Genomic DNA, 26,988 nt, shown 5'->3' with positions numbered 1-26,988 from the left:
GGGTGCAAAAATGTTTCGCTTTTTCGAGGGGCTTGTAGACCCCTATGCCACCTATACCGAGACGGATACCCCGCCCACGAGGCTCTGGCCCTGGCTGAGGGACTATATCCGCCCCTTCCGCAAGGTCTTTGCGGTAACCGGCACTTTGTCGGTGGCCTCTGCATTCATCGAAGTGGCGCTGATCTGGTATCTGGGGCGGCTGATCGACCTGATGGTTGCAACCGGGCCGAAAGAATTCTTCGCCCAGCACGGGCTGGAGACCGGCGCTGTCGCGCTGGCGCTGCTGGTCATCCGGCCGATACTGGAACTGTGCTCGGTCGCTTTGCTGCATAACACCATCCTGCCGAATTTCGGCACCATGATCCGCTGGCGCGCGCATCGCCATGTGATCCGCCAGCCCGTCGGCTGGTTTGAAAGCGATTTCGCCGGACGCATCGCGAACCGCATCATGCAAACGCCGCCTGCGGCGGGTGATGCCGTGTTCCAGACCTTTGATGCGGTTGCGTTTTCCTCGGTCACCATTGTCGGTGCGGGGCTGATGCTGGCCGAGGCCGATCCGCGCCTGCTCTTGCCCCTTCTTATATGGTTCGGCCTTTACATGTGCCTTGTGCGCTGGACGATCCGCCGCGCGGGCCCTGCCGCGATTGCCAGCTCGGATGCGCGATCGGCGGTGACCGCCCGCGTGGTCGACGCCTATTCCAACATCCATTCGGTGAAGCTTTTCGCCCATCACAACCGCGAAATCCTTTACGCGAAAGAGGCCATCGAGAACGCCCGCACAACCTTTCAGAAGGAAATGCGGATCATCACGGTGATGGATGTCACACTGACGGTGCTGAACGGGCTGATGATCGTCGCGATCATCGCCTGGGCGGTGTGGCTATGGACCAATGGCGAGGCCTCGACCGGCACCGTGGCCGCCGCCTCGGCGCTGGTTCTGCGGCTGACCAATATGACCTATTGGATCATGTGGGCCTTTTCCGGCCTCGTCCAGGCTTTGGGCGTGGTGCAGGAGGGCATGCAGACCATCACCCAGCCGATCCAGCTGACCGATGTGACAGGCGCGAAACCGCTGGAATATCGCCAGGGGCTGATCGAGCTGAAGGATCTGCGCCACCATTACGGGCGCGAGGCGGGCGGCATCCAGGGCATCGACCTGGTGATCCATCCGGGCGAGAAGATCGGCGTGGTGGGGCGGTCGGGCGCCGGGAAGAGCTCGCTCGTCAAACTGATCCTGCGCTTCTACGACGCTGAGGGCGGAGAGGTGCTGATCGACGGCCAGGATGTGACGCAGGTGACGCAGGACAGCCTGCGCCGTCTGATCGGCATGGTGCAGCAAGACAGCTCGCTGATGCACCGTTCGGTCCGTGACAACATCCTTTACGGGCGCCCCGAGGCCTCGGATGACGAGATGATCCTGGCCGCGAAACGCGCCGATGCGCATGAATTCATCCTGGGGCTGGAAGATCCGCAGGGCCGCAAGGGTTATGACGCTCATGTCGGCGAGCGTGGCGTCAAGCTTTCCGGCGGCCAGCGGCAGCGGGTGGCGCTGGCGCGGGTGATCCTGAAAGACGCGCCCATCCTGATCCTCGACGAGGCGACCTCGGCGCTGGATTCCGAGGCCGAGGCCGCGATCCAGGCCGCGCTTTACGGCGTCATGCAGGGCAAGACCGTGATCGCGATTGCCCACAGACTGTCGACCATCGCCGAGATGGACCGGATCGTGGTTCTGGATGATGGCCGCGTGGCCGAGCAGGGCACGCATGCGGAACTGCTGGCGCAAAACGGGCTTTACGCCCGGTTCTGGGCGCGGCAATCGGGCGGCTTTATCGGGCTGGACGACCAGCCCGCAGACCCATCAGGGGAGACCCCGGCATGAGCGTCTTCGCCTGGCTCGGCGCAAGGATCGACGCCTTTCGCCCGGCTGATGGCCCGCCGCCGCAGACGCTGGGCGCCTTCATGCTCTGGTGCCTGCGCGGCGCCTGGCCCTGGATGGTGATCGCCGGGCTGATCTCGGCGATGACCGGCGTGACCGAGGTGGTGAGTGCGATCATCCTCGGCCAGGTGGTCGATGCTGCGGTGACCGGCGGGCCAGAGGCGTTCTTTCAGACCAATGCCGGGCTTTTGCTGTTCTTCCTGCTGTTCTACCTTCTGCTGCGCCCGCTGGCCTTTGGCCTTGGTTCTGCATCGAACTCGGTGGTGATCGGGCCGAATGTGATGCCGCTGGTGCTGTCCAGGCTGCATCGCTGGACGCTGGGCCAGCCGGTGACGTTTTTCGACAATGACTTCGCGGGCCGCATCGCCACCAAACAGATGCAGGCCGCCCGTGCCGTCACCGATACCGTCAGCGAATTCGTCAATACCGTCTGTTTCGCGCTGGCCTCGGTGATCGGCTCGGTGATCTTCCTGCTGGCGATCGACCCGGTCGTGGCGCTGGCGCTTTTGGTCTGGCTGATCCTCTATATCCTGATGATCCGCTTTTTCATGCCAAGGGTGCGCAAGAACTCTGCCGCCCGCGCCGCGACCCGCGCCATGGTCTCGGGCCAGGTGGTCGACACCATCACCAATATCAAGACGGTGAAGCTGTTCGCGCATCACCGCTTTGAGGATGAGGTGGCGCTGAAAGCGATGGAGAGTTTCCGTGACGCCTCGCTGGAATTCGGCGAGATATCGACCTGGTTCCGTCTTTCGCTGATGGCGCTGTCGGGGCTGCTTCCGGTCATGCTGATCGGCGGCACGCTCTTGCAATGGCAGGCGGGCGCCGCGACGGCGGGCGACATTGCCGCCGCCGGCGCAGTGGCGATCCGCATCGCGCAGATGTCGGGCTGGGTCTCGTTCACGCTGATGGGGATCTATACCTCGGTGGGCGAGGTCGAGGACGGGATGAAGACGCTCTCTGTCCCCCATACGCTGGCCGATGCCCCGGATGCCGGAGAGCTGCCGCAGATCAGAGGCGAGATCGGCTATAATGGCGTGACCTTCGCCTATGGCCGCAAGGATGACAAAGGCCGGGGCGGAGTGCGTGACATCCGCCTGACCATCATGGCGGGCGAGAAGATCGGTATCGTCGGCGCAAGCGGTGCCGGGAAATCGACTTTGGTTTCGCTGCTGCTCAGGCTTTATGACCCGGAAAAGGGCTCGGTCACCATTGACGGCCATGACCTGCGCGGCGTCACGCAGGAATCCCTGCGCCGCCAGATCGGCATGGTCACCCAGGAAACCGCGACCTTCAACCGCTCGGCCCGGGACAATATCGCCTATGGCAATCCCGGGGCGTCGCAGGCCGAGATCGAGGCGGCGGCCCGCGCTGCCGAAGCGCATGAGTTTGTCGCGGCCATGGTCGATCACCAGGGTCGGCAGGGCTATGACGCCTATCTCGGCGAGCGCGGCGTCAAGCTGTCCGGCGGCCAGCGGCAGCGGATCGCGCTGGCACGGGCCTTCCTGAAAAACGCCCCGATTCTGGTGCTGGACGAGGCAACCTCGGCGCTGGACAGCGAGGTCGAGGCTTCGATCCAGGCGGCGCTGGAGCGGGTGATGCAGGGCAAGACCGTGCTGGCCATCGCGCACCGGCTGTCGACCATCGCGGCGATGGACCGCATCATCGTGATGGAAAAGGGCGAGATCGTCGAAGAAGGCAGCCATGAGGCGCTGCTGGCGCGGGGCGGGCTTTATGCCCGCTACTGGAAACGCCAGTCGGGCGGCTTCATCGTCACCGAACAGGAAGAGGCCAATGGGTGAGGTTCAGCGGCTGGTCATCGACCGGCTGGGGCATCTGGGGGATGCCATCGCGCAGGGCCCGCAGGGCACGGTATTTGTCGCTGGCATGCTGCCCGGCGAGGTGGTCGAGGGCGCGCTGACCGGCGACCGCATGACGGCTGCGCGGATCGTGACCCCCTCGCCCGCGCGGGTGAAACCACCCTGCCAGCATGCCAAAAGCTGCGGCGGCTGCCAGTTGCAACATGCCTCGGATGATTTCGTCGCCGGCTGGAAGCATGAGGTCGTGGCGCAGTCGCTGCGCCTCCAGGGGCTCGACGCGCCCCTGATCGCGGATGTGGCAACCTCGCCGGCTGCGTCGCGACGGCGCGCAACCCTGTCGGGGCGGCGGACCAAAGGCGGCGTGCAGCTGGGCTTCCATGCGAAGGGACAAGAGCTGATCATCGCCGTTCCGGGCTGCAAGCTGCTGCATCCCGATCTGATGGCCAGCTTCCCGGCGCTGGAGGCGCTGGTGCAGTTCGGCGGCTCACGCACGGCAGAGATGCAGCTCCAGGTGACGCTGAGCCTCGCGGGCCCCGATGTGGTGGTGACCGGCGGCAAGGTGCTGGACGGCCCCGCGCAGATGGAGCTGGCGCGGATCGCCGAGCGGTTCTCGATCGCGCGGCTGACCTGGGAGAAAGAGATCATCTCGCAACGCGAGGCGCCGGTGATCCGGCTGGGCGCGGCGCGGGTCGAATTCCCGCCGGGAGCCTTCCTCCAGGCGACTTTCCAGGGCGAAGAGGCGCTGGTCCGGGCGGTGAAAACCGCCATCACCGGCGCGAAACGTGCCGCCGATCTCTTTTGCGGGCTTGGCACTTTCGCGCTGCCTCTGGCGGCGGATGCCGCGATCCATGCGGTCGAGGGTCACCCTGCTTTGACCGGCGCGCTTGAAAAAGCCGCCCGCAACACTCCGGGGCTGAAGAAGATCACCACCGAGACGCGCGACCTCTTTCGCCGCCCGCTGGAACCGGACGAGCTGAAGAGCTTCGACGCCGTGGTGATCGACCCGCCCCGCGCCGGGGCCGAGGCGCAATGCCAGCGACTGGCCGTCTCGGATGTGCCGGTGATCGCCATGGTCTCCTGCAACCCGGTCACCTTTGCCCGCGACGCCAGGATCCTCACCGCTGCCGGCTACCGGCTGGACCTTGTCCAGGTCGTCGACCAGTTCCGCTGGTCGGTGCATATCGAACTGGCGGCCCGTTTTTCGCGTGTGAAATAACGCATCCGTGAGCCGCAATCCCACCACGAATGCTGGCGTCACAGGTTCGATTCGGCTATCGGGAAGAAAACGGGCGTAAACAAAAACAGGCAGGCGGAAACCACCTCATGCGGGCATTCAGACTTCTTCTCATCCTGGCGCTGGTGGTCACGGTGGCCGCCTGCGGCAGGAAAGACACCAAATTCCGCACCTATAATGGACCGGAGGTGACTTCGGTGATCATCCAGAAGGGTGAGCGGAAAATGTATCTGCTGAACAATGAAAAGGTTCTGAAGAAATATGATGTGGGTCTGGGCTTTCAGCCCCTGGGCCACAAACAGTTCGAAGGCGACGGCAAGACGCCCGAAGGCACCTATTACATGACCTTCAAGAACCCGAATTCGCGCTACCACCTGTCGCTCTATGTGGATTACCCCAATGTCGTCGACAAGGAATTCGCGCGTTCGCAGAATAAATCGCCCGGCGGCGAGATCTTCATCCATGGCGGGCCACGCAACAAGGTCTCGGTGCGCGACTGGACCGAGGGCTGTATCGCAGTGACCGATGACCAGATCGAAGAGGTCTATTCGATGGTCAATCTCGGCACACCCGTCCATATCCTGCCCTGAGCCTTTGCCCCCGGAGCCTTTGCTTCGGGACGGGCCACAGAAAGCAACACAGCAAGAAAAACGGGCGGCCCTGCACAGGCCGCCCGTTTTTCTTTCCGCCTGTTTTGCTTTGATTCCAGCCCTGTCAGAGCAGGCCGGATCAGCCGCCGGTCACCAGCGTCCACCAGATCTTGCCGCTCTCTTCCTGGAACCAGGCAAAGCCTATCTCGCGCGCATTCGGGTCCATGACCACATCGCGCTGGTCATTTGCGGCCATCCAGACCGACAGCGTCTCCAGCTCGGTCTGATAGGTCTCGGAAATATTCTCGCCCAGGAGCCGCCCGCTATAGCCCGCGCGCTGCACCCGCGTCAGCGGCGAAGAGCCGTCCGAGCCGAAATGCCAGGGCCGGTTCTGCACCGACATATCGCGCGAATGAGTCGCGGCGGCGGCGTTCAGCGAGGCATTATAAGCCAGCGGCTGTGCGCCCTTGGCCCGCCGCATCGTGTTGACGGAATCAAGGAAGCGATAGGGAATCTGCCCGGCGATATCCGGAGTGATGCGGTATATGCGCGGCAGCGGTTTGCCATCCGCGCCAAGCTGAACCGGTTCGGTTCCCACCCCTCCACAACCGGCCAGCAAAATCGCCGGGCCCAGGGCCAGGAATGCGCGTCTTTTCATGATCTCACCAGCTACTGCCCGTTTCGGTGTTTTGCCCCTTTTATCCAAACTGTGACGCGGGCGCAAATGCTACGCGCTTGCATCGTGCCCTATGGGCAGAGACCATCCGCCGCAGCACGGACCCGCACCAGAGCTGCCCGCTTTCCCGCCCGCTTTCGCCGGCAGCAGGAGGCTCTGCCGCAGCGCCGCCCCCGTTACAACCGTTTGATTTGCGCATCGTCTCAGGAAATACTAGATTTCGCGCAAAAATACCTATTGCAGGAGTAACGAGATGTCCGCTGACCACCTGAATCGCCGCAGGGTGCTTGGCAGTGCCGCCGCCTTTGGGGCAGCCACGCTGGGCGCGGGGCTGCTGCCGGCCATGGCGCAGGAAACACCGCGCAACAATGCCTCCAGCTTCCGGATGCTGGACTGGCGCGGCTATTTCGAAAACACCCGCAAAGGAGCGATTCTGGTCGATATCACCTCGCGCGCGCTGCATTACTGGTCGGAAGATCAGTCGATTTACCGGCTTTACCCGACCTCGGTGCCGCTTTCGGATGACCTGACCCGTCTGGGCCGGACCGAGGTGGTGCAAAAGGTGGTGAATCCGTCCTGGCGCCCGACGCCGTCGATGAAAGAGCGCAATCCGGATTGGCCGGATGTGGTCGAGGGCGGTGCGCCGGACAATCCGCTGGGCACCCGCGCACTGTATCTGAGTTGGACCTATTACCGCATCCACGGCACCCATGACACCCGCAAGATCGGGCGGAAATCGTCCAATGGCTGCATCGGCATGTATAATGAACACGTTCAGGAACTTTACGACATGGCACAAATTGGCACGCAAGTGTTGCTAATTTGACGACACCATGGCCCCACATACAGTGTCAGCGCTGCGCGAATTGCTTTTTTCCGGGGCTACTGATTAACAGTCGGTTACGAGGACACTTGGGTGCATGTCGTGACCTCTGCAATACCACGGCATGCTGTAACTGGAGATTCTAAGATGAAAAAAATCGCGCTTGCCGCTGCTCTCTCGGTTGCCGCTTCGTCGGCTTTCGCTGGCGGCGTCGTTGAGCCCTACATGGAGCCGGAAGTTGTGAAGCAAACGACTTCGTCTTCGGGTGGCATCGTCGTTCCGCTGCTGCTGCTGGTCGTGATCGCTGCTGCTGCCGCGAGCTGATCACAGACGGATTTATAGAAAGGGACGGCAGAGCTTCTGCCGTCCCTTTTCATTTGGGCGGTCGCGGTTGACCCCGCCCGGTTGCCCCTGATCGCCAGAGCCGCCCGGACGCCGTTCAGACCCAGCCGGCCAGAGTGTCGGCGATCACTGCAGTCAGCGCCGCGATATGGGCAGGATCGTCATTCAGGCAGGGGATATAGGTGAAGCGCTCGCCCCCGGCATGGAGGAAGGCCTCCTGGATCTCGCCCTGGATCTCCTCAAGCGTCTCGATACAATCGGCGGAAAAGGCCGGCGCGATCACTGCGATGCGCTTTTTCCCCTGTTTCGCCAGCTCGGCCACATAGTCGACCGTATAGGGGCGCAGCCATTCCTCGGTGCCGAAAACCGACTGGAAGGAGGTGTGCAGATCATCCTCGTTCCAGCCCAGCTTCTCGCGCAAGAGGCGTGAGGTCTTGCGGCACTGGCAGTAATAGGGATCGCCCTCTTCGATATAGCGTTTGGGCATGCCGTGGTAACTTGCGACCAGCAGATCGGGCTTGTGGTCAAGGCCCGCATAGGCGCGGGTGACCGAGCCTGCCAGCGCCTCGATATAAAGCGGATTGTCGTAATATTCCGGCACGATCCGCACCGTGGGCTGGCGCTTTTCCTTCATCAGCTCGCGAAAGAGCTGGTCATTCGCGGTCGCCACCGTAGCGCCGGCATATTGCGGGTAAAGCGGCAGGAAAACGATCTTCGTGCAGCCCTGCGCGATCAGGCCGCGCAGCTTCTCGCCGGTCGAGGGATTGCCGTAGCGCATGCAGAAATCGACCACGATCCGGTCGCCGAACCGCGCCTTCAGGCTGGCGGCCAGTGCCGCCGTCTGCGCCCTGGTGATCGTCATCAAGGGCGACTCGTTCAGCTTTTCATTCCAGATCAGCTTGTAATTCGCGCCCGAGGTGAAGGGGCGTTTCGTCAGGATCACCGTCTGCAAAAGCGGCTGCCATTTCCAGTCGGGAATGTCGATCACCCGCTTATCCGAGAGGAACTCGTTCAGATAGCGCCGCATCGACCAGTAATCATAGCCGTCGGGCGTGCCGAGATTGGCGATCAGCACGCCGATCTTCCTGGTCCCCGTTACCGGATGGCCCTCGGGAAGGTCCTGGATCCTGTCGGTCATAGCTGCCGCTCCCTCTTCTGGTTGCGGCCCCGGGATACAGGCTTGGCGGCGGGGGTCAAGCGCCAGGGCGCGTTATGGCAAGCGGTGTTCCGTCGCATTCAGCACATCCGCCAGCCGGGCCGAGGCCGATCCGGGGCGCAGCGGTTTCTGCTGGCTTTCATGGGGTGTCCAGCCGGTCAGGCAAATCACCTCAAAGGTGGCTTCGATACGGCCGCCGGCGGCGGGGAAATTCTGCTGGTAGATCTGGCCCGCACGCAGGAAAAGCGCCCGGCTGGTCGGGCGCCTCAGCCGGGCCGCCAGCGCATTGGTCTCGCCCATGGCGCGCAGATCGCCCATCAGGTGGAAGATGTCCCGGTAAGCCACTTTGCGGGTAAAGCTGTCGGCCACCGGCAGCGCGAATCCGGCGCGTTGCAGCAGCGCGCCAAGGTCACGGATCTCCGCCATCGGCAGGATCCGGGGCGAGAGGCCGCCGGTGATCCCGGCCTCGGCCTCGGCAAGGCAGGCGCGCAGCTCATGCAGCGTCTGACCACCGAACAGCAGCGCAAGGAACAGCCCGTCGGGTTTCAGCGCGCGAAAGCCCTGCACCATCTGCCCGACCGGGTCATCGGCCCAGTGAAGGCTCATGGCATGGATCACCGCATCCTGGGCACCAGGCACCAGATCCAGCAGCGGCTGATCGGCGATCTGAGCCGTTTCGGGCAGCACCGCAGACCAGAATCCGGGAAAACCGCTGACAAGGACGGGGGCTGTAAACCTCCTGTTAACCGAAAGCAGCCTTTCCTTGATCTCATCTGCGGCTTCTTCAAGCAGGAAGAAAGCCGGATCCGGCGCGCTCACCGCGCGGCGGCGGTGAAGGTCAAGGGCGTGGCGATCGGTCAGGAGCGGTGCGGACATGATGAGGGCGGAAAATAGGGGGCGGTTGCGAAGATGCAAGCGCAGATAAGGTGATCCCGGCCGGTCGGGGCCATGCGGTCGTGCTGGCAAAGACATTGGGCCTGGGGCTGATCCGCGCGGTGTTTCCGCCGCAATGCATTGCCTGTGGCGGGCTGGTCTCGTCCGATTTCGGGCTTTGCGGCAGCTGCTGGCGGGAGACGCCTTTCATCACCGGCGCCTGTTGCGATGCCTGCGGCCTCGGCGTGCCGGCGGATCTGGCGCCCGATGCGCCGGGATCGGAAAGCGCCGGGCGCATCCTTTGCGAGGAATGCCATGCCTCGCCCCGCCCCTGGGCTGCGGGTCGCTCGGCGATGCTGTATCGGGGGACCGCGCGCAACCTCGTGCTGGCGCTGAAACATGGCGACCGGCTGGATCTGGCGCGCCCGATGGGGGAATGGCTGGCCCGCGCGGCGCGCCCCCTTTTGACCGAGAATATGGTGATCGCGCCGGTGCCGCTGCATCGCTGGCGGCTGTTCCGGCGGCAATACAATCAGGCGGCGCTTTTGTCGGCGGAACTGGCACGGCTGACCGGGCTGGACCACCTGCCCGACCTCTTGACCCGCCCCCGCGCCACCGGCAGCCAGGAGGGCCGCTCGCGCGAGGCACGCTTCGCGGCGCTGGATGGCGCGCTCCGCATCCCGCCAGCCCGGGCCGCAAGGGTCAAAGGCCGGCCGGTGCTGCTGGTCGATGATGTGATGACCTCGGGCGCCACATTTTCTGCCGCCACCGGGGCCTGCCATGCCGCCGGTGCAGGGCCGGTATCCGTTCTCGCCCTCGCACGCGTTGCACGCAATGGTTAAATCCCTATAGTTCCACCCGGAATAAGGGACCAGCCATGCGCAAAGTCGAAATCTACACCACCCCCACCTGCCCCTATTGCCTTGCGGCCAAGCGGCTTTTGACGAAAAAGGGCGTGGATTTTACCGAGATCGATGTCAGCCGCGACCCCGATCTGCGGCTGGCGATGACCAACCGCGCCGGCGGGCGGCGCTCGGTGCCGCAGATTTTCATCGGCGACATCCATGTTGGCGGCTCGGACGATCTGCATGCGCTGGAACATGAGGGCAGGCTTGACCCCCTGCTGGCCGGCTGATGCGTGCGGCCCTGATCCAGCTGACTGTCACCGATGATCCGGGCGAGAATCTCGCCTCGGTCCAGGGCATGATCCGCACTTCGGTCGCCTCGGGCGCAGATTTCATCCTGACGCCCGAGATGACCAATTGCCTGTCCTCGTCGCGCGACCATCAGCGCAGTGTCTACCACCATGAGGAAGACGACCCGACACTCGCCGCCTTGCGCGACATGGCGGCGGCGTCGGGAAAATATCTGCTGATCGGCTCGCTGGGTCTGTTGACCCATGATGCCGATGGGCGATTCGCCAACCGCTCTTTCCTGATCGGGCCGGATGGCGGCATCCTCGCGCGCTATGACAAGATCCATATGTTCGACGTCACTGTCTCGGAAACAGAGGTTTACCGCGAAAGCGCCGGCTACCGGCCGGGCGCGCGCGCGGTGGTGTCAGAGACGCCCTTTGGCAAAGTCGGCATGGCGGTCTGCTATGATCTGCGTTTCCCGCATCTCTTCCGCCGCCTGGCGCAGGCCGGCGCCGGGATCCTGACCGTGCCGGCGGCCTTCAACGACACCACCGGCCGCGCGCATTGGGAAACCCTGCTTCGCGCCCGCGCCATCGAAAACGGCTGTTTCGTCCTCGCTCCGGCCCAGACCGGGTTCCACCGCGAGGCGCATGGCCGGGGCCGGCGCACCTGGGGCCATTCGCTGGCCATCGCGCCCTGGGGCGAGGTGATCGCCGATGGCGGCACCGAGCCGGGCGTCACCCTCGCCGATCTTGACCTTTCCCAGATCGACCGCGCGCGGGGCCGGGTGCCGGCATTGACCCATGACCGCGATTTCGGCGGCCCGTCGAGTGGCCCCGCATGAGCCAGGACCGCACCGAAGACATTGCCGTCGCGCTGTTTGGCGAGCTGTTTATGACCGATCAGCTGGCCCGCAACCGCATCTCGAAAGCCCTGCCTAAAGGCATGGAGCTGTCGCAGTTTTCGGTGCTGAACCATCTGGCGCGGGTGCAGGATGAACGCACCCCCGCGCAGCTGGCACGCGCCTTCCATGTCACGCGCGGCGCGATGACAAATACGCTGTCACGGCTGGAATGGGCCGGCCATATCCATATCCGCCCCGACTGGGATGATGCGCGCCGCAAATTCGTGGCGATCAGCCCCGCCGGCCGCGCCGCCCGCGATGCCGCCGTCCAGGCGGTGACGCCGATGATTGCCGAAGTGGTCGAGGCGCTTGGCCAGGACCGGGTGCGCTCGGTCCTGCCGGTTTTGCGCGAGATGCGCGCAAGGCTGGAACAGGAGGGCTGAGCGCCCTCCTTCCCCGATCAGTTATTGCCGATCGCCTGGGCCGAACGCCCGATCCCCATCAGACCCGCCGCCAGCCCGATCACCGAGGCCGCCGAGCCGATCGGGCTTTCCGCCACCACAACCACATCCTTGTTCTGGATATAGAACTGCCCCGCCGAGAAGAGCCCGTCGGCCGAGGTCAGGTCGATGGCAAAGATCACCCGTTGCCTGTCGGGGCCCGAGCCCTCGGCGCTGCCCGGGTTGCGCAACGCAGTGCCGGGATAATTGCGCAAGACCAGCACCGATTTCGCATCGGCGCGCGCATCGTTCAGGCCGCCCGAAAGCGACAGCGCCTCAAGTGCGGTGACGCGGTCCTGCGGGAAAGGCACCTGCGATTCGGCCCCCGAGGCGCCGAGCGCGATGAAATAGCGCTCATCCGATTCGACATAGACCTTGTCACCGCCGCGCAGCGTCGTGTCCTGGGCAGGGTCTTTCAGCAGCCGGTCGGCCGAGATGCCGTACAGCTTGCCATCGCGCATCAGCCGCACATAGGGGTTCTTCATCGCGGGCGGGATGCCGCCGCCCATCGCGATCAGGCCCAGCACGGTGAAATCCCTAGACGGCATCGGATAGCTGCCGGGCGCATTGACGCCCGAGACCAGATCGACGGTCGATTTATGCCCTGGCTGATGCGCGACCAGCACCTGCGAGGCCGGCATGATCGTCTCGATCTTCTGCTGCACCGCCTGGCGCGCCTGATCGGGGGTCATATTGCCGATATAGACATTGTCGGCGAAGGGCAGATAGATCGTGCCGTCGGGCGAGACGGTAAGCCCCGGCAGAGCCACCACTTTCTGCCCCGGCTGCGACAAAAGCGTGACATCCCCGGTCTCCCAGATCGTGAGATCAATCTTGTCGCCGGCCTGGATCGTATTGCCCGAGGGCCCGCGTTTTCTGGCCAGCCAGCCCGAGGTCGCGGCGCCGCCGCCCATGCCGGGCCAGCCCGAGACCTGCGCCACGCTGTCGCGCGAGACATGCACCACCTGGAAATCGGCGTCCTCCGCATCGGCGCCGCGCAGGATCTCACTCGCCTTTCCGGCACCCCTCGGCGCATTGCAGCCGACAAGCGACACGGAAACGGTGGCTGCGACCAGCAGCCTCACGACAGGCGAGGAAAGCATATATATCTCCGGCGGCAGCCCTGGAATTCCGGTGTCGCTCCTGCCCGCATATCCCCATATATGGACAGATCGACCCGGGGGACCATAATCTCTGGCCCGCTGCGGTCAATCGCCTGTGGCGCCGGCAGGGCCGATTTGGTGGGATTCCGGCGCAAAAACCTGGGGGCAACTCTGTCGGAACGCATAACTCTGTCCGAACACACGATCATCGTCACCGGCGCCAGGGGGCGGGTCGGCCGCATCCTGGCCCGGGCCTGGGCGGCAGAACCACCGCCGGGGTTGCGGATCCTGTGGTCCTCGCGCGGCAAGGCGGCGGGCGACCGAGCAGCGGACGACAGGGCGTCGGATGACAGCACGCCGGGCGATCTGGCCTGGGATATCGGCGCCGGCGCCGCGCCGGACTGGCCGGCTGACGCGATCCTCCTGCATCTGGCGGGCACCACCGGCGCGCGCGATCCAGGCGCCAATCCGGCGCTGATCCCGGCCCTGGCCGAGGCCTGCCGCCGGAACCGGCTTGCCCATCTGGTCTTTCTGTCGACGGCCGCGATCTATGCGCCGGGGCCGCTGCCCGCCCGCGAGACCGACCCGCCCGCCCCTGCCAATCCCTATGGTGCGGCCAAGCTGGAGGCCGAGCACCTGCTGGCAGGCTCCGGCCTTGCGCTGACCATTTTGCGGCTGGGCAACCTGGCCGGCGCCGATGCGCTGCTGGCCCCGCGTGACCCCGGGTCGGTGATCCGTCTGGACCCGATCCCCGGCGAGCCGCGCGGGCCGATGCGGTCCTGGATCGGCCCGCTCACCTTCGCGCGGACCATCGCCGCGCTGCTGACACGCATCGCCGGGGAGATTGCGGCAGGCAATCCGGGGGGCAAATCGGGAGGCGAGGCGCTGCCCCCTATCCTCAACCTCTCCCAGGCGCCGCCACTGGGGATGGCCGAACTGCTTGCCGCCTCGGATCTGGCCTGGGACTGGGCCGCCCCCAATCCGGCGGTGGTGCCGGCGGCCATGCTGGATAATACCGCACTGGCAAAGCTGATCCCGCTGCCCCTTGCCCGGCCCGGGCAGATCATCGCCGAAATCCGCGCGCTCCGCGCTTTGCCGGAGGCCTGACCATGACCCCCGGCAAACGCCTCTTCGACCTGATCCTCGCGCTGCTGGCGGCGCTCCTGCTGGCCCTGCCCGCGCTGATCATCACGCTCTGGATCCTGATCCGCTCGGGCCGGCCGGTCTTTTATGTGGCCGAGCGGATGAAGACCCCCGACCGGCCCTTCGCACTGTGGAAATTCCGCACCATGACGGTCGAGCGCGCGGATACCGGCGTCTCGGGTGGCGATAAACGCGCCCGCATCACGCCCGAGGGCCGCATCCTGCGCCGCTACCGTCTGGATGAGATCCCGCAGATCTGGAACATCCTGAAAGGCGATATGAGCATCGTCGGCCCGCGCCCGCCGCTCAGGCAATATACCGATGCCTTTCCCGCGCTTTACCGCGAGGTGCTGCACTGCCGCCCCGGCCTCACCGGCCTTGCCACCCTGCATTTCCACCGCCATGAGGCCTGGCTGCTGGCACAATGTGCCGATGCGGCAGAAACCGATCAGGTCTACCGCCACCGCTGCGTGCCGCGAAAGGCGCATCTCGACCTGATTTACCGCGACAAACGCAGTCTTTGCTACGATGCGGTCATCCTTGGCCAGACCATCGGGCAGGTTTTGCGGCGAAAATAGGCCAGGAGGCGCCGGTTCAGCGAATCGCGGCATGGTTCTGCTTGCCCTGAGCGCGGCAAATGCCCATTCTGCGGACAGTTTTTCCAGTGACCCCCCTGACAATGACATCTTTCCGCAAGACGCTGTTTTGGATCTCGCAATCCCTGACCAGGCAGCACAAGCAACTGGCCATCTGGCTTCTCGATGTCGCCCTGGCGCCGCTCAGCTTTCTGCTGGCCTGCATGTTCACCTATAATTCGCTCTGGCCGGCGGGGCAGATCTCGCGGCTGGGGCTGGTCTTTCCGCTGCTGGCGGTGTTTGGCGGCTTTGCCTCGGTTGCCTTCGGGCTGATGCGGGTCAAGCTGAAAAGCTATCAGACCTTTGGCACCATCGGCATCTTCCCCTATGCGGCGGTGGTGGCGGCGGGGGCCTTCTTCGTCACCAATCTGCCGGGGCTGTATTTCCCCGCCGTGGGCACTCTGGCCTTCACGCTGATCCTGTTTCTGGCCGCCATCGGTTCGCGCGTGTTCCTGCTGCAGATCTACCTGTCGGCGCTGCGCTACAACAAGGTGCCGGTCAGGGTGCTGATCTATGGCGCCGGCACCACCGGGCTGCGCCTCGCCTCGGCGCTGAAGGCGCATGAGACGATCCGCGTCGTCGCTTTCCTTGACGATGATCCGAACCTGTCCAGCCAGCGCATTGCCGGGCTGCGCATCCATTCCCCCGATCGGATCGAAGATATTGCCCGCAATCACGAGATCAACCGCGTGATCCTCGCGATTCCCTCGCTTTCGGCGCCGAAACAGATGCGGATCGGGCGACGGATGCAGGCGCTTGGGCTTGAGGTGCAGGTGCTGCCCTCGTTCGAGCAGCTTGCCGGCGCCGAGATGCGGGTCGACACGCTGAAATCGGTCTCGCCCGGCCATTTTCTCAACCGTGACCGGCTGGATGTCAGCCTGCCCGACGGATCGGATGCCTATCACGGGCGTGTCGTCATGGTCTCCGGCGCCGGCGGCTCGGTCGGGTCAGAGCTCTGCCGCCAGCTGATCGCCTGCGCGCCACAGCGGCTGGTGCTGTTCGAGATGTCGGAACTGGCGCTTTACACCATCGAGCGCGAGCTGGCCGCCCTGCCAGCCGCGCGCGGCATCCGGATCGAGCCGGTGCTGGGTTCGGTGACCGATGCCCGCTCTTTGCGGCGCACCATCCAGGAAAACGGCGTCGAGGTGGTGCTGCATGCCGCCGCCTATAAACATGTGCCGCTGGTCGAGGCCAATCCGATCTCGGGCCTGGTCAACAATGTGCTGGGGACACGGACGCTGGCCGATGCCTGTGTCGAGGCCGGGGTGACGCGCTTCCTGCTGGTCTCGACCGACAAGGCGGTGCGGCCCACCAATGTGATGGGGGCCTCGAAACGGCTGGCGGAACTGGTGATCCAGGACATGGCCCACCGCCATCCGGGCACCCATTTCTCGATCGTGCGCTTTGGCAATGTGCTGGGTTCCTCGGGTTCGGTGATCCCGCTGTTCAAAGAGCAGATCGCCCGCGGCGGGCCGGTCACGCTGACCCATGAGGATGTCACCCGCTACTTTATGACCATTTCCGAGGCGACGCGGCTGGTGCTGCTGGCCGGGTCTTTCGAGGATGCCTCAAGCAAAGGCCGCGCCAATGTCTTCGTGCTGGATATGGGCAAGCCGGTCCGGATCCGCGACCTCGCCACCCAGCTGATCGAGGCTGCTGGCTATACTTTGCGCGATGAGGACAACCCCTCGGGCGATATTGAAATCACCGTTATCGGGCTGCGCCCCGGCGAAAAAATGCATGAGGAATTGCTGATCGGCGACGGGCTTTTGCGCACGCCGCATCCGAAAATCCTGCGCGCCAGCGAGGAAGATGAAACCCGGCTGGAAATTCCGCTTTTGCTGCAACGGCTTGGGCGGATTGCCGCTTCGGGCGATGCGGAAGAGGCCCGCGAACTCGCCATCGGAATCGCCTGCGGCAATGGCCAGCCAGAGCTTGCATCCAAAGCGGCAGTGATGTCGCAGTGACGCGGTTCCCGCGCATGATTGGGGCTTGCTGCACTCCGGGGCTTGCCGTTCTCTGCGGGCTTTCGCATAGATGGGGCGAACGGAGGGTCAGTTTTGGCAAGCAAGACTCGTAGCCTGCTGCTTGCGACGGTTTGTGCATCGGTAATCACGGTTTCCCTTGCAGATCGGTCGAATGCGGAAATGAAACCGACGCTGAGCTTCAGCGGCGTGCCCGGCCTTATCGACATGCCCTCGGGCGATACGATGCCGGATGGCACCTTCAACCTGTCAGTGTCGAAATTCGGCGAGGTCGCGCGCGCGACGATCAGCTTCCAGATCACCTCCTGGATGGCGGCGAGCTTCCGGCTGCAAAGCACCGGCAAATGGGACAACAACACCGATCTTCAGCCCGCGCTGCCGAACGAACCCTATACGACCTATAATGACCGCAGTTTTGACCTGCGCTTCCGCCTGGCGGAAGAGGGCATCTGGATGCCCGCCGTCACCCTTGGCCTGCAGGATTTCCTCGGCACCGGCTTCAATTCGGCGGAATATCTGGTCGCAACCAAGACCTTCAACGACCGGCTGAAAGTCACCGCCGGCATCGGCTGGGGCCGCTATGGCAGCTATCAGTCCTTTGGCAACCCGTTCAGCGGCATACGCGACACCTGGGACCCATCGGGCCTCGGGTCAGAGCTGAACGCGGGCAACTGGTTTCGCGGCCCGGCCTCGCTCTTTGGCGGGTTTGAGTACAAGATCAACGACAAATGGACGGTGAAGGCCGAATATTCCAGCGATAATTACGATCTGGAAGCCGGCAACAAGAAGGTGTTCGAGCGGAAGAACCCCTATAATATCGGCGTCGAATATGCCTGGGGCGACAATGTCCGCGTCGGCGCCTATTCGCTTTACGGCTCGGAATTCGGGCTGTCCTTCCATCTGGTCATGGATCCGAAAAACCGCCCCGGCACCATCGGCGTGCTGGGTTCGGGCCCGGTTCCGGTGGTCACGCGGCCGTCGCGCGCCTCGGACCCGGATGCTTATGATGGCGGCTGGGTCACCCAGGCCGATGCCAATGCGGTCCTGCGCAAGAACCTGACGCGCTATCTGGAAAAAGACGGCATCCGGATCGAGGATTTCGCCTATACGGCCGATCGTGTGCAGATCCGCATCCGCAATGACAAGATCGACGCGCCGGCCCAGGCCATCGGCCGCACCGCGCGCGCACTTTCCATCGTGATGCCGGCTTCGGTCGAATTTTTCGACATCGTGCCGGTGGTCAAGGGGATGGGCGTCTCGAAAGTCACCATCCGCCGCTCGGATCTCGAACGGCTGGAACATACGCCCAACAATGCCGCCACTTTGCGTGAGCGTGTCACCTGGTCCGATGCCGGGGCGATGATTCCGGGGGGCCTCGGCCCCGAAGAGGGGCTTTATCAGAAATTCCGCTGGCGCATCCTGCCCGGCTTCCGTGTCACCGCGCCGGCGCGCGGCGATATCGGTATCCGCGCCTCGGCCAGCTATGATTTCGCCCCGGGCTGGATCGCCTCGGGCACGGTCTACCAGAAGATCGCCGGCAATTCCGAAAAGGCGAAACTGGTCGACAAGGGCGGCACCCTGCCCCATGTCCGCTCGGACACGCGCGAGTATAACGAGGGCTCGGATTTCGCCTTTGAACGTGCAACGCTTGCCTGGTATGCCCGCCCTGCCCCGAACGTCTACAGCCGCGTCACCGTCGGATATCTGGAGCGGATGCATGGCGGCGTCTCGGGCGAGGTGCTGTGGAAACCGGCCGACAGCCCGCTCGCTCTGGGCGTCGAGGTGAACTACACCAAACAGCGCGACACCGATGGCATGTTCGGCTTTGGCGAGTATGATTATGCCATCACGACCGGCTATCTGTCGGCCTATTACGATTTCGGCAATGGCTATCTGGGCCAGCTGGATGTCGGGCGCTACCTCGCGGGCGATGTCGGCGCGACGCTGACACTGGACCGCGAATTCGCCAATGGCTGGAAAGTGGGGGCCTTCGCCACCCTGACCGATGCCAGCGCCGCAGAGGTCGGCGAGGGCCGGTTCGACAAAGGCATCCGCATCACCATCCCGATGAACTGGATGCTGAGCAACCCGACCCGGCAAGAGATCAACCAGACCATTCGCCCGCTGCAACGCGATGGCGGCGCGCGTGTCGATGTCGAAGGCCGGCTCTATGACACGATCCGCGACTATCACACCGACCGGGTCGATGACCAATGGAGCCGCGTATGGCGTTGAAAACCACCTCTGCCCTGCTCGTGCTGCTGGCCACGCTTGCGGGCTGCGCAAAGCTGGAAAAGCTGGTGCCGCAGCTCAGCGGCGGCCAGGCCGGTGGCCAGCTGGCTCCGATCGGCAATGTCAGCCGCGCCGATATCGAGAAATCGAACGAGCCGGTGATGAAGCTGCGCGTCCCCTCGCGCGGGATCGAGACCTTCCTCACCATCCGCGACCGTCGCGGCGATGTTGTGCAATGGTTCTCGGCCGATGGGATGCTGTTCTCGTTCCGCGGTGACGTGCTGATCGAGACACGCGGCCTTGGTGCCGATCTGATGTCCTCGGCAGCGCCGCAGGCGGGCCAGATCGCCTCGGGCGGTGGCTACCGGCGGTCCTATTTCTTCATGGATGCCGATGATCAGACCGGGCGGCGGGATTATACCTGCGTCACCAGCACCGACGGGTCGGAAACGGTGACGATCTACGGGCGCGGTCACAATACCCGCAAGATCAGCGAGACCTGTGAACGCGAGGGCGGCCGGCTTACCAACCATTACTGGCTGGAAGGCGGCAAGGTCCGCAAATCCCGCGAATGGGTCAGCCCGGGCATCGGCCAGATCGAATTCGAACGCGTGGTCGACTGAGCCCTGCCGCATTGCGATGCAACTGTAACGGCGAGGCTTGTCGGCAAGGACATTCGACCGGAGTTACCCGGCTGAGTCTGCTTGGCGCTTTGAAGGCTTCCCTGCCACACGCCGGGGCTGTTATTCCCGGGTAAGGAATTCCGCCCTGCCTGACTCGCCACCGGACAAAACCATGCATCCGCAGCATCCAGGCGCCGCGAACCAGGCGGCCACCACCGGCTCGGCCCTGGAAAACCAGGCATAAATCCGCTGCTTTTCCGATGCGCCGCCGGGCTGATAGGCCGCCAGGATGCCGGTTTTTGCTGAAACCCTGCGGCAGGCATCGCGATCTGGCTGCAAAAAGCGTCATTTTCTGTGTCAGTGCCGACAGGATTTCCCAATTTCTGCACGTGCGAAGCGAATTTATTGCGTCCCTGCCACAGTTTCCGCTCACCGAGTGAGTTTCGCTTTTGTCCTGAACAGAAAAATGCTATCCGGGAGTTGGAGTCGTTCTGGAGGTTTCCAATGAAGAAAGTTATGACTGCTGCAGTCGCTCTGTCCCTCGTGGGCTCGGCTGCTTTCGCTGGTGGTCCGGTTGTCGTCGTCGACGAAGCTGACCCGGTTGTTGTCACCGAGCGCACCTCGAGCACCGGTGGCGTTCTCGTTCCGCTGCTCATCGGCGCTGCAGTTCTCTGCGCCGTTGCTTGCGGCAGCGACAGCTGAGCCAGCTACGCATCACGCGTATATACTCAAAGGGGTCAGCTTTCGGGCTGGCCCTTTTCCGTTTCTGCCCCCATGTCAGCCCCCCTGTCAGCCCCCCTGCGGGCCGTGACAGACCGAAAAAGGGCCACCCCGGCGGGGCGGCCCTTTTCTCTTTTCTCCGCGCCGCATCAGGCAGGCGAACAAGACTGCCGAAAAGACTGGCGCCCTCAGTAATCACGTTCCATGAAAATACCGATGCCGCTGCTGCCATCGCTGTCGACCCGGCCCTTGACGGTGACGCCGGGCTTGAGGTTCAGGTTGAGATTGACCCGCGTATTGCCGGACTGATCAACGCCGACCTCGGTATAAACCTTCTCGGAAATATATTTCCCGGCGCTGACCGAGGTATTGCCGTCGGCAGAGGTCGAAACATCCAGATCATCAAAGCCGAAGCCTCGCCGCAATTTGTTGACGATCCCCTCGCCGCCGCGTCCGGCCAGCGTCGCCACCGCATTGGCCAGCTGCGCCGCCTGGAAGGCCGAGATCGTATCAAGGCCACGCCCGAACAACAGCCAGGCCAGCACCTCTTCCTGCGGCTTCTCCGGGTCCGAGGAGAAGGTCACCTCCGGGTCATTGGCCGGCCCCGAGACCGTGACGGTGCTGGTCACCTCATCCGAGACATTGCTGGCCTGGAAGTTGATCGAGGGGATAAGGCTCCCCTCCATCGTCAGGCTCGCCACATCCAGCACGAGCCGCTTGCCGAGGATATCCAGCCGCCCCCGGATCAGATCGAAACTGCCGGCGGGCACGATATTGTTCAGCGTGCCCCCGACTCGCAGCTCTCCGCCCAGCTCGGCATCAAGGCCACGGCCGCGCACGAAGATGCGGTTCGGCGCCTGGATCAGCAGATCAAGCGCCCAGGGCGGCATGCCCGGGCTGGCCTCGGCCGCAGCGCCGCCCGGCGGCACCGCGCCAAGCCCCGCTTTGGCCCGGGTAGCCCGCACCGCGCTGCTGTCACCGACATGCTGGATCTTCTCCATATCGGCGGCCGAGGCGAAGCCGGTCGAGGGCACGCGCAGCTCGGTCTCGCCGATCCGCACGGTGCCGGAAAGCCGCGCCGCCCCCATCAGCGGCCCGTTCAGCGCCAGCGCCGCATCAAGGGTGGTGTCATAAAGCTCGGCATCGCGCAGATGAACACGGTCGGCCTGGATGGTCAGATCGGCGTTGAAGGGCGCGGCGATGGAAAGCGGCCCATCCACCCGGATCCGGCCGCCCCGCGTCACATCGGCGGTAAAGGCAAGCCGCACCGAGCCGCCCGCAAGATCCGCCGTCGCCGCCATCCGCTCGAATGAGATCCCCCGTGCCGGCACCGCCAGCTGGCCATTGGCCAGCGTCACCCGCCCCGAGGCATTGGCCGGCGCCCAGCCGCCCGAGAGGCGGATATCATAGCCCAGCCGCCCCGCCACGGTGACAGGGTCGGTGAACGGGTTCGCCACCGCCGCCTCGCCGCTGCCGGTGACGGTCAGATCGGGCACCGCACCGATGCGTCCGCTCAGCCGCGCGTCAATGCCCGCCGGGCCCTGGACCCGCAGATCGGTGTCGAAATCCGCGCCGCCCGCAGGCGTCAGCCGCCCCGACAGGGTCACCGGCCCAGGAAATTCCGAGACCAGCAGGCCCAGATCGCTCAGCCGGCCCGAGACCCGCATCGCGCCCTGATCGCCCTCACCCACCACTTCGGCGGTGACATAGGGCGAGGCCAGGTTCAGCGCCCTGAGAACCGGTGCGCCCCCGACCAGCGCCACCGTCGCCCTCAGATCCGAGCGGCCCGAGATCAGCCGGTCCACCTCGGCCTGGCCGATCCTGAGACCCTGGCTCTGGCCGCCGAACTGCGCGGTGCCATTGGCCGCATCGCCGGTGAAAGTGCCGCTCAGCAGCAACGCTCCCGCGTAATTCGCGCCGATATCGGCGAGATTTTTCCAGTCGATATCGGCTTTGATATCAGCGCCCTGGCTGGTCAGCTTGCCCGATCCGGTGACATTCAGCGTCGCCGCCTGCGCCGAGAAGCTGCGCAAGGTGGTGCCGGTGGTGTCGCGCAGCGCGGATGCGGTGATGACCGAGCGCCCCGCCAGAAGCCGGTCGGCCTCGGCGATCCCCGATTTCAGCCCCTGGCCCAACACGTTCAGGTCAAGATCAAAGGCGCCGGTCAGCGGCGTCACCGTGCCTTTCAGCCCGACCTCCGCCACCCCGGCCAGCGGCCGCCCGGCAAGACCCGAGAAGCGCCCCAGATCGGCAGCCTTCACCGTCATGTCCAGCCTGGTCAGCAGCGCCTCGCCGATCCCGGCAATATCAACCGCGCCGGTCAGCCCGTAATCGGCACCGTTCAGGGTGATTTCGGGCAGGCTGAACGCCTTGTCGCCCTCGCGCCAAGTAAAAGAAGTGCGCCCGGTGACCTTCGGGCCAAGCGCCGCGATCAGCGCCGGATCAAGCCTGCCGAACCCTTCGGCGTCAAAGAGCAGCGTGCCTTCGATCCCCGGCTTGCCGCCCTGGCGGTCCAGCGTACCGCCGCCGATCAGCCCGGTGCGCGTGAGCGTGAGGTCGGAACGGTCGAGGCCGGTCATGCTCAGCTGCATGGTCCAGCCAGAGCCTTGCGCGGCATCGAATTGCAGCCCGAGCGCGGCATCCTGCACCCGCGTCGGCACCGGGCCCGAGATCGGCAACAGGACCGGCGCACCATCGGGGCTGGCCAGAGTGCCGGTGACATTGATCAGCGCGGGCATCCCGCCCGGGGCCAGTGTCAGCCTGCCGCTGAGATCAAGCGAGCGCGCCTTCAGCGCCATCTCGTCCAGCTGCAGCCCGCCCCCCGTCAGACTGGTGCCCGCCACATCCAAAGACAGCGTATTGCCGAGGAATTCGGCATATTCCGGCAGGAAAAGCGGTGCCGGATTGCCGGTCAGCCGCGCCTCGAACCCGGTTCCGGTCTCGACGGTCTTCACCGTGACCGGACCGGCCAGACGTTCCTCGCCATCGCTTTCCAGCCGGAAATCGGCGGCGAAATCGTCGAATGTGCCCTGCCCCTTGATGCTCAGCCCAGCGGCGGGTTTCCCGGGCAGGTCCAGCGCCGTGGCCACCAGCCCGCCGGCGCCTTCCTGGGCGTCCAGATCCAGCACCAGCTGTTTCGTCTCATTCGAATAGCTGCCATTCAGCGCGATCTTCGCCTCGGGTCCGTCATCGGTACGCTCGATCAGGAAATCGGCGGTCCCGGCGCCCCCTGCCAGATGCAGCTCGGCCGAGAGCGTACCGCTCAGAGGCTGCCCCAGCACGCTTTCGCCCAGCACGATGGAATCCGCCTGGACCTTGCCGATATCAATCGAGACCGGCAGGTCGGGCAGCGCGAAGTCAAAGGTTCCCGCCTCGGGCGAGACCGCCTCGGGGTCACCCGCCGGGATGCGTTCCAGCACGATCGAGGTGGCGGACAGCTCGTTGACGATCACCTCGCCCGACAAAAGCGCGGTGCGGCTCCAGTCCAGCGCGGCATTGTCGATGGTCAGCCAGACCCCGTCATCATCGGCGATGGTCAGCTTCTGGATCGTCGCGCGCGACGACAGCGCGCCGGCGAAACCGGTCACCGTGACCTTGCGCCCGGCACCCGAGAGACTGTCCTCCAGCATGGCGGTCAGCCAGCCGCGATCATCCTCGGCGCTGTCCTGCGCGTGAATCGGTGTCCCCGGCAGCACCGTGAAGGCAACGACCGGAAGGATCAGAGGAATATAGCGCATCAGAATGCCTGCCCGAGACCGATGTAAATCTGCACGCCGTCGCCGCTCTTGCCGCTGACCGGCGCCGCTATGTCAAAGCGGATCGGGCCGAAGCCCGTCTCATAACGCACCCCGATCCCGGCGCCGGCATGGGATTCGCTGTCGCCATCGGCTCCGACATAGCCCGCATCAATGAAAGCCACGCCGCCCCAGCTTTCGCCAAAGCGCGCGCGCAGCTCCAGCGAGGCCGCCGCGAATTCGGTGCCGCCGATCAGATAGGTGCCGCCCGAGCCGTCGGGGATATCAACCCCGAGCGAGCGATAGGGCTGACCGCGCACCGTGCCGCCGCCACCCGAGAAGAACAGATCGTCACGCGGCGTTTCCAGCAAGTCGCTGCCGACAATCGCGCCGCCCTGGATGCGCGCGGCAATGGTGTATTTCTTATCGGAAAAGCTGCGATAGCCGCGCAGATCGGCGGTCATCCGCACCCCCGATCCTGTGGTGCCCAACCCGTAAAACGGCTTGGCGGTGGCGTCGATATAGAAGCCCTTTTTCGCATCCGTACTGCTGTCGCGGCGATCCCAGGTCACGCCCAGCGGCAGCGCGAGGTTGCGGTAGCGGAAATCGCCGGTCGGGTCGGCGCCCTGGACATATTCGTAAGACAGCCCGCCCCGGAAGGTCACCTGTTCCGAGAAATACTGGGTGAAGGTCAGACCGAATTCGGCGTAATCGGCGTAATAATCCACCTCATCGAGATGGCCGACCTTTGCCATCAGCCCGGCGGTGGTGTCGGGTGTCAGCGTGGCGGGGCGATCAATGCTCACCCCCAGCTCGTAATCCACCCCACTGTCGCCGGCCCCGATATTGCTGATCGAGCCCTCGATCTTCAGCCGCTCTCCGCCGCCCATCAGGTTCCTGTGCATCCAGCTGCCGGTCAGCGAGACGCCATCGACCGAGGAGAGTTCGGCCCCGACGGAATAGCGGCGGGTCTTCTGTTCGGTCACCGAGATCTCGATGGGCAGGAGACCACCATTTTGCAGCGCCTCGCCCTCGGTCAGCGTCACCGAGGAGAAAACGCCCGAGCGGCGCAGCCGGTTGGCGGCGCGGTCCAGCTCGGACTGGCTGAATTTCTCGCCCTCGCGCAGGCCCGCGATTTTCAGGATGCGTTGCACCCGCATCCGCTCGGCGCCTTTGACGGTGACGGTGCCGAATCGCAATGACGGGCCGGGCAGGATGCCGATCCGCGCCGAGAGCGTGTTGTTGCGGTGATCGGCGGTGATATCCTCGCGATCAACCTTTGCCTTTGCATAGCTGCGCTCGCGCCATTGCAGGATCGAGGCCGCGACCGCCTCTTCGACCACACCGGCACGCGCCACCTCGCCACGGGCAAAGCCCTCGGGCAGGACGGTGTCGCTGGCCAGCGGGTCGATCACCGTGTCGGCGAATTCAAATCTTGGCCCCGGATCGACCCAGACCCGGATCGCACCCACGGCCGAGGGCGCATCAAGCGGCGGAATATTCGCCACTTCGCGCCCGTCGATGGTGATGCGGATCACCGCCGAATAATACCCCTCGGCATAAAGCGCCGCAAGGATGCGACCGTAATCGGCGCGCGCGGCGGTAACCATATCCTCGGCCTCGGTTTGCTTTTCCGCGACCTGGGCCACCAGCAGCGAGGATTGCCGCAGGGTTTTGGTGAGATCCTTATCCTCACCCACCACATCAAAGGCGACTGCGTCCAGCGCCTGGCCGGGCTGCAAGGCGATGAAACTCATCGCCCCCGCGATCAGCGTGACATGCGCCAGCCGGCGCCCGGTAAAAACTGGAAGAAACCTGCGCAAAACACCACCCATTGCCAGCCGTGCAACTATCCGCAAATTTCCGGTTAAGAGCAACCGCAGAACCACAGATTTAGCGTGTCTCGGCGGGCTTTCCCCAATCTGTTCCCATTTGCCCCGGGGCCAGCCCGGGCCGGCGGCGCATCGATTCGTCCGGACCCGGCGCGCGACCGGCGCGCGGGAGGGATCCGCTAAGGCCCTGACTTTACTGCCCCGCCGACCCCTTCCACCACCCCGAAACACAGCGCTTGCATGAAGCCGCGCAGAGGCCTATATAAGGGTCCAACAGCTGCGTCGGGGTCCAAACCCGGGGCTACCGGATGGATGAGCGGGCCGCTGAGCCCGCTTTTTTGTTTCGCGCCCCTTCCCCTCGCCGCAAAGCCCTATTGCCCGAAAGGCACGTCCGAGCCCGCCATGTCCGATCTGATCGCAAAAACCGCCATTGACCGCCGCCTTGCGGAAATCACCGCCCCGGTGATCGAGGGGCTCGGCTATGAGCTGGTGCGCATCCGCCTGATGGGTGGCCATGGCAAGGTGCAAAAGACGCTGCAGATCATGGCCGACCGCCCCGAAGGCGGCATCGGGGTCGAGGATTGCTCGAAGATTTCCACCGCCGTTTCGGCAGTGCTCGATGTGGAAGACCCGATCGAGGACAACTACACGCTGGAGGTATCCTCCCCCGGCATCGACCGCCCGCTGACCCGGCTGAAAGACTTTGATGCCTGGGCCGGCTGGGAGGCGCGGATCGAAACCTCGGAACTGATCGAGGGCCAGCGCCGCTTCAAGGGGGAGCTGAAAGGCGTCGAGGATGGCGAGATCCTGATCGAGATCGACCAGCATGGCGCGCCTGTGATCATCGGCCTGCAATTCGACTGGCTGGCCGATGCGAAACTGGTCCTGACCGATGAGCTGATTGCCGAGATGCTGCGCCAGCGCAAGGTCGCGCTGCCCGAAGAGGGCGGCTTTGACGAGATCGAAGAACTTGAGGGCGACGAGGAGGATTCCGACGGGGAAGACTCCGGCAATACGCCCGAAACGAAACACTGAACCCTTTATCCGGTTA

Annotated in this window: 23 protein-coding genes; 17 read left to right on the top strand and 6 right to left on the bottom strand. The window is 64.6% G+C overall.

Translation table 11 applies throughout. The annotated features are described in order from the left end of the window. Window positions 1-10 precede the first annotated feature (10 nt). The 4 genes from DRF71_RS14385 to DRF71_RS14370 all read left to right on the top strand — a co-directional run bounded on the left by DRF71_RS14385 (window position 11) and on the right by DRF71_RS14370 (window position 5,580). Complete coding sequence (locus DRF71_RS14385; protein ID WP_112311159.1) at window positions 11-1,879, top strand: ABC transporter ATP-binding protein; 1,869 nt, start codon at window positions 11-13, stop codon at window positions 1,877-1,879. Continuing rightward, window positions 1,876-3,738 (top strand): ABC transporter ATP-binding protein, encoded by a 1,863-nt coding sequence (locus DRF71_RS14380; protein ID WP_112311158.1) that lies wholly within the window; start codon window positions 1,876-1,878, stop codon window positions 3,736-3,738. The genes DRF71_RS14385 and DRF71_RS14380 overlap by 4 nt, the downstream gene beginning before the upstream one ends. Next, window positions 3,731-4,972 (top strand): class I SAM-dependent RNA methyltransferase, encoded by a 1,242-nt coding sequence (locus tag DRF71_RS14375; protein WP_112311157.1) that lies wholly within the window; start codon window positions 3,731-3,733, stop codon window positions 4,970-4,972. The genes DRF71_RS14380 and DRF71_RS14375 overlap by 8 nt, the downstream gene beginning before the upstream one ends. A gap of 107 nt (window positions 4,973-5,079) precedes the next feature. Continuing rightward, a complete protein-coding gene (locus DRF71_RS14370; protein ID WP_112311342.1) occupies window positions 5,080-5,580 on the top strand; it encodes a L,D-transpeptidase family protein in 501 nt (166 codons plus the stop codon). 139 nt (window positions 5,581-5,719) lie between these two features. Here DRF71_RS14370 and dalA read toward each other — a convergent pair whose 3' ends face one another. After that, a complete protein-coding gene (gene dalA / locus DRF71_RS14365; RefSeq protein WP_112311341.1) occupies window positions 5,720-6,238 on the bottom strand; it encodes a divisome-associated lipoprotein DalA in 519 nt (172 codons plus the stop codon). Between the two features lie 271 nt (window positions 6,239-6,509). Between dalA and DRF71_RS14360 the strand changes: the two genes are divergently transcribed. Both DRF71_RS14360 and DRF71_RS28095 read left to right on the top strand, forming a co-directional pair. Continuing rightward, a complete protein-coding gene (locus tag DRF71_RS14360) occupies window positions 6,510-7,082 on the top strand; it encodes a L,D-transpeptidase (protein WP_112311156.1) in 573 nt (190 codons plus the stop codon). Window positions 7,083-7,226: 144 nt separating this feature from the next. Beyond that, on the top strand, window positions 7,227-7,403 hold the full coding sequence (locus DRF71_RS28095; protein WP_198672208.1) for a hypothetical protein: 177 nt from the start codon (window positions 7,227-7,229) through the stop codon (window positions 7,401-7,403). 115 nt (window positions 7,404-7,518) lie between these two features. Here the strand turns inward: DRF71_RS28095 and hemH are convergent, their stop codons facing one another. Then, the gene (gene hemH, locus DRF71_RS14355; RefSeq protein WP_112311155.1) at window positions 7,519-8,559 is read right to left on the bottom strand and encodes a ferrochelatase; all 1,041 of its coding nucleotides are present in this window, start codon (window positions 8,557-8,559) and stop codon (window positions 7,519-7,521) included. Window positions 8,560-8,631: 72 nt separating this feature from the next. Continuing rightward, window positions 8,632-9,453: a methyltransferase domain-containing protein gene (locus DRF71_RS14350; protein WP_112311154.1), complete on the bottom strand. Its 822-nt coding sequence runs from the start codon at window positions 9,451-9,453 to the stop codon at window positions 8,632-8,634. 50 nt (window positions 9,454-9,503) lie between these two features. On the opposite strand from DRF71_RS14350, the gene DRF71_RS14345 reads away from it, so the two are divergent. From DRF71_RS14345 to DRF71_RS14330, 4 genes are read left to right on the top strand one after another with little or no spacing between them, the layout of a single operon-like run. Next, window positions 9,504-10,292 carry a ComF family protein gene (locus DRF71_RS14345; protein ID WP_408634534.1) on the top strand — a complete coding sequence of 263 codons (789 nt, stop codon included), beginning with the start codon at window positions 9,504-9,506 and terminating at the stop codon, window positions 10,290-10,292. A gap of 35 nt (window positions 10,293-10,327) precedes the next feature. Then, a complete protein-coding gene (gene grxC / locus DRF71_RS14340) occupies window positions 10,328-10,585 on the top strand; it encodes a glutaredoxin 3 (RefSeq protein WP_112311153.1) in 258 nt (85 codons plus the stop codon). Continuing rightward, window positions 10,585-11,430 (top strand): carbon-nitrogen hydrolase family protein, encoded by an 846-nt coding sequence (locus tag DRF71_RS14335; RefSeq protein ID WP_112311152.1) that lies wholly within the window; start codon window positions 10,585-10,587, stop codon window positions 11,428-11,430. Before grxC ends, DRF71_RS14335 begins: the two co-directional genes overlap by 1 nt. After that, complete coding sequence (locus DRF71_RS14330) at window positions 11,427-11,873, top strand: MarR family winged helix-turn-helix transcriptional regulator (RefSeq protein ID WP_112311151.1); 447 nt, start codon at window positions 11,427-11,429, stop codon at window positions 11,871-11,873. The genes DRF71_RS14335 and DRF71_RS14330 overlap by 4 nt, the downstream gene beginning before the upstream one ends. Before the next feature lie 17 nt (window positions 11,874-11,890). On the opposite strand, the gene DRF71_RS14325 is transcribed toward DRF71_RS14330, so the two are convergent. Continuing rightward, window positions 11,891-13,033, bottom strand: coding sequence for a polysaccharide biosynthesis/export family protein (locus DRF71_RS14325; protein ID WP_112311150.1), 1,143 nt, complete (start codon window positions 13,031-13,033; stop codon window positions 11,891-11,893). A gap of 138 nt (window positions 13,034-13,171) precedes the next feature. Between DRF71_RS14325 and DRF71_RS14320 the strand changes: the two genes are divergently transcribed. The 6 genes from DRF71_RS14320 (at window position 13,172) to DRF71_RS14285 (ending at window position 20,353) form a co-directional block, all read left to right on the top strand. Continuing rightward, window positions 13,172-14,140 (top strand): NAD-dependent epimerase/dehydratase family protein, encoded by a 969-nt coding sequence (locus tag DRF71_RS14320; RefSeq protein WP_198672207.1) that lies wholly within the window; start codon window positions 13,172-13,174, stop codon window positions 14,138-14,140. 2 nt (window positions 14,141-14,142) lie between these two features. Further along, complete coding sequence (locus DRF71_RS14310; RefSeq protein WP_112311148.1) at window positions 14,143-14,754, top strand: sugar transferase; 612 nt, start codon at window positions 14,143-14,145, stop codon at window positions 14,752-14,754. Between the two features lie 101 nt (window positions 14,755-14,855). Beyond that, window positions 14,856-16,778 (top strand): polysaccharide biosynthesis protein, encoded by a 1,923-nt coding sequence (locus tag DRF71_RS14305; RefSeq protein WP_112311147.1) that lies wholly within the window; start codon window positions 14,856-14,858, stop codon window positions 16,776-16,778. Window positions 16,779-16,958: 180 nt separating this feature from the next. Next, window positions 16,959-19,031: a YjbH domain-containing protein gene (locus tag DRF71_RS14300; RefSeq protein WP_112311146.1), complete on the top strand. Its 2,073-nt coding sequence runs from the start codon at window positions 16,959-16,961 to the stop codon at window positions 19,029-19,031. Next, entirely contained in the window at window positions 19,022-19,651 is a 630-nt protein-coding gene (locus DRF71_RS14295) for a YjbF family lipoprotein (protein ID WP_157971094.1), read from the top strand. The genes DRF71_RS14300 and DRF71_RS14295 overlap by 10 nt, the downstream gene beginning before the upstream one ends. A gap of 504 nt (window positions 19,652-20,155) precedes the next feature. Then, entirely contained in the window at window positions 20,156-20,353 is a 198-nt protein-coding gene (locus tag DRF71_RS14285) for a hypothetical protein (RefSeq protein ID WP_112311143.1), read from the top strand. 206 nt (window positions 20,354-20,559) lie between these two features. On the opposite strand, the gene DRF71_RS14280 is transcribed toward DRF71_RS14285, so the two are convergent. Together DRF71_RS14280 and DRF71_RS14275 are read right to left on the bottom strand one after the other, a co-directional pair. After that, window positions 20,560-24,108 carry a translocation/assembly module TamB domain-containing protein gene (locus DRF71_RS14280; protein WP_112311142.1) on the bottom strand — a complete coding sequence of 1,183 codons (3,549 nt, stop codon included), beginning with the start codon at window positions 24,106-24,108 and terminating at the stop codon, window positions 20,560-20,562. Further along, on the bottom strand, window positions 24,108-25,928 hold the full coding sequence (locus DRF71_RS14275) for an autotransporter assembly complex protein TamA (RefSeq protein ID WP_232831506.1): 1,821 nt from the start codon (window positions 25,926-25,928) through the stop codon (window positions 24,108-24,110). The genes DRF71_RS14280 and DRF71_RS14275 overlap by 1 nt, the downstream gene beginning before the upstream one ends. Window positions 25,929-26,339: 411 nt before the next feature. Between DRF71_RS14275 and rimP the strand changes: the two genes are divergently transcribed. After that, complete coding sequence (rimP, locus tag DRF71_RS14270) at window positions 26,340-26,972, top strand: ribosome maturation factor RimP (RefSeq protein WP_112311140.1); 633 nt, start codon at window positions 26,340-26,342, stop codon at window positions 26,970-26,972. Window positions 26,973-26,988: the final 16 nt, after the last annotated feature.

The organism is Pseudogemmobacter bohemicus, assembly GCF_003290025.1.
Classification (GTDB): domain Bacteria; phylum Pseudomonadota; class Alphaproteobacteria; order Rhodobacterales; family Rhodobacteraceae; genus Pseudogemmobacter; species Pseudogemmobacter bohemicus.
This window is presented reverse-complemented; position numbering and strand designations above follow the sequence as displayed.

Excerpts from the sequence above, each read along its gene's own strand:
- DRF71_RS14385 (WP_112311159.1), top strand. The coding sequence starts at position 11 with ATGTTTCGCTTTTTCGAGGGGCTTGTAGACCCCTATGCCACCTATACC.
- DRF71_RS14380 (WP_112311158.1), top strand. The coding sequence starts at position 1,876 with ATGAGCGTCTTCGCCTGGCTCGGCGCAAGGATCGACGCCTTTCGCCCG.
- DRF71_RS14375 (WP_112311157.1), top strand. The coding sequence starts at position 3,731 with ATGGGTGAGGTTCAGCGGCTGGTCATCGACCGGCTGGGGCATCTGGGG.
- DRF71_RS14370 (WP_112311342.1), top strand. The coding sequence starts at position 5,080 with ATGCGGGCATTCAGACTTCTTCTCATCCTGGCGCTGGTGGTCACGGTG.
- dalA (WP_112311341.1), bottom strand. The coding sequence starts at position 6,238 with ATGAAAAGACGCGCATTCCTGGCCCTGGGCCCGGCGATTTTGCTGGCC.
- DRF71_RS14360 (WP_112311156.1), top strand. The coding sequence starts at position 6,510 with ATGTCCGCTGACCACCTGAATCGCCGCAGGGTGCTTGGCAGTGCCGCC.
- DRF71_RS28095 (WP_198672208.1), top strand. The coding sequence starts at position 7,227 with ATGAAAAAAATCGCGCTTGCCGCTGCTCTCTCGGTTGCCGCTTCGTCG.
- hemH (WP_112311155.1), bottom strand. The coding sequence starts at position 8,559 with ATGACCGACAGGATCCAGGACCTTCCCGAGGGCCATCCGGTAACGGGG.
- DRF71_RS14350 (WP_112311154.1), bottom strand. The coding sequence starts at position 9,453 with ATGTCCGCACCGCTCCTGACCGATCGCCACGCCCTTGACCTTCACCGC.
- grxC (WP_112311153.1), top strand. The coding sequence starts at position 10,328 with ATGCGCAAAGTCGAAATCTACACCACCCCCACCTGCCCCTATTGCCTT.
- DRF71_RS14335 (WP_112311152.1), top strand. The coding sequence starts at position 10,585 with ATGCGTGCGGCCCTGATCCAGCTGACTGTCACCGATGATCCGGGCGAG.
- DRF71_RS14330 (WP_112311151.1), top strand. The coding sequence starts at position 11,427 with ATGAGCCAGGACCGCACCGAAGACATTGCCGTCGCGCTGTTTGGCGAG.
- DRF71_RS14325 (WP_112311150.1), bottom strand. The coding sequence starts at position 13,033 with ATGCTTTCCTCGCCTGTCGTGAGGCTGCTGGTCGCAGCCACCGTTTCC.
- DRF71_RS14310 (WP_112311148.1), top strand. The coding sequence starts at position 14,143 with ATGACCCCCGGCAAACGCCTCTTCGACCTGATCCTCGCGCTGCTGGCG.
- DRF71_RS14305 (WP_112311147.1), top strand. The coding sequence starts at position 14,856 with ATGACATCTTTCCGCAAGACGCTGTTTTGGATCTCGCAATCCCTGACC.
- DRF71_RS14300 (WP_112311146.1), top strand. The coding sequence starts at position 16,959 with ATGAAACCGACGCTGAGCTTCAGCGGCGTGCCCGGCCTTATCGACATG.
- DRF71_RS14295 (WP_157971094.1), top strand. The coding sequence starts at position 19,022 with ATGGCGTTGAAAACCACCTCTGCCCTGCTCGTGCTGCTGGCCACGCTT.
- DRF71_RS14285 (WP_112311143.1), top strand. The coding sequence starts at position 20,156 with ATGAAGAAAGTTATGACTGCTGCAGTCGCTCTGTCCCTCGTGGGCTCG.
- DRF71_RS14280 (WP_112311142.1), bottom strand. The coding sequence starts at position 24,108 with ATGCGCTATATTCCTCTGATCCTTCCGGTCGTTGCCTTCACGGTGCTG.
- rimP (WP_112311140.1), top strand. The coding sequence starts at position 26,340 with ATGTCCGATCTGATCGCAAAAACCGCCATTGACCGCCGCCTTGCGGAA.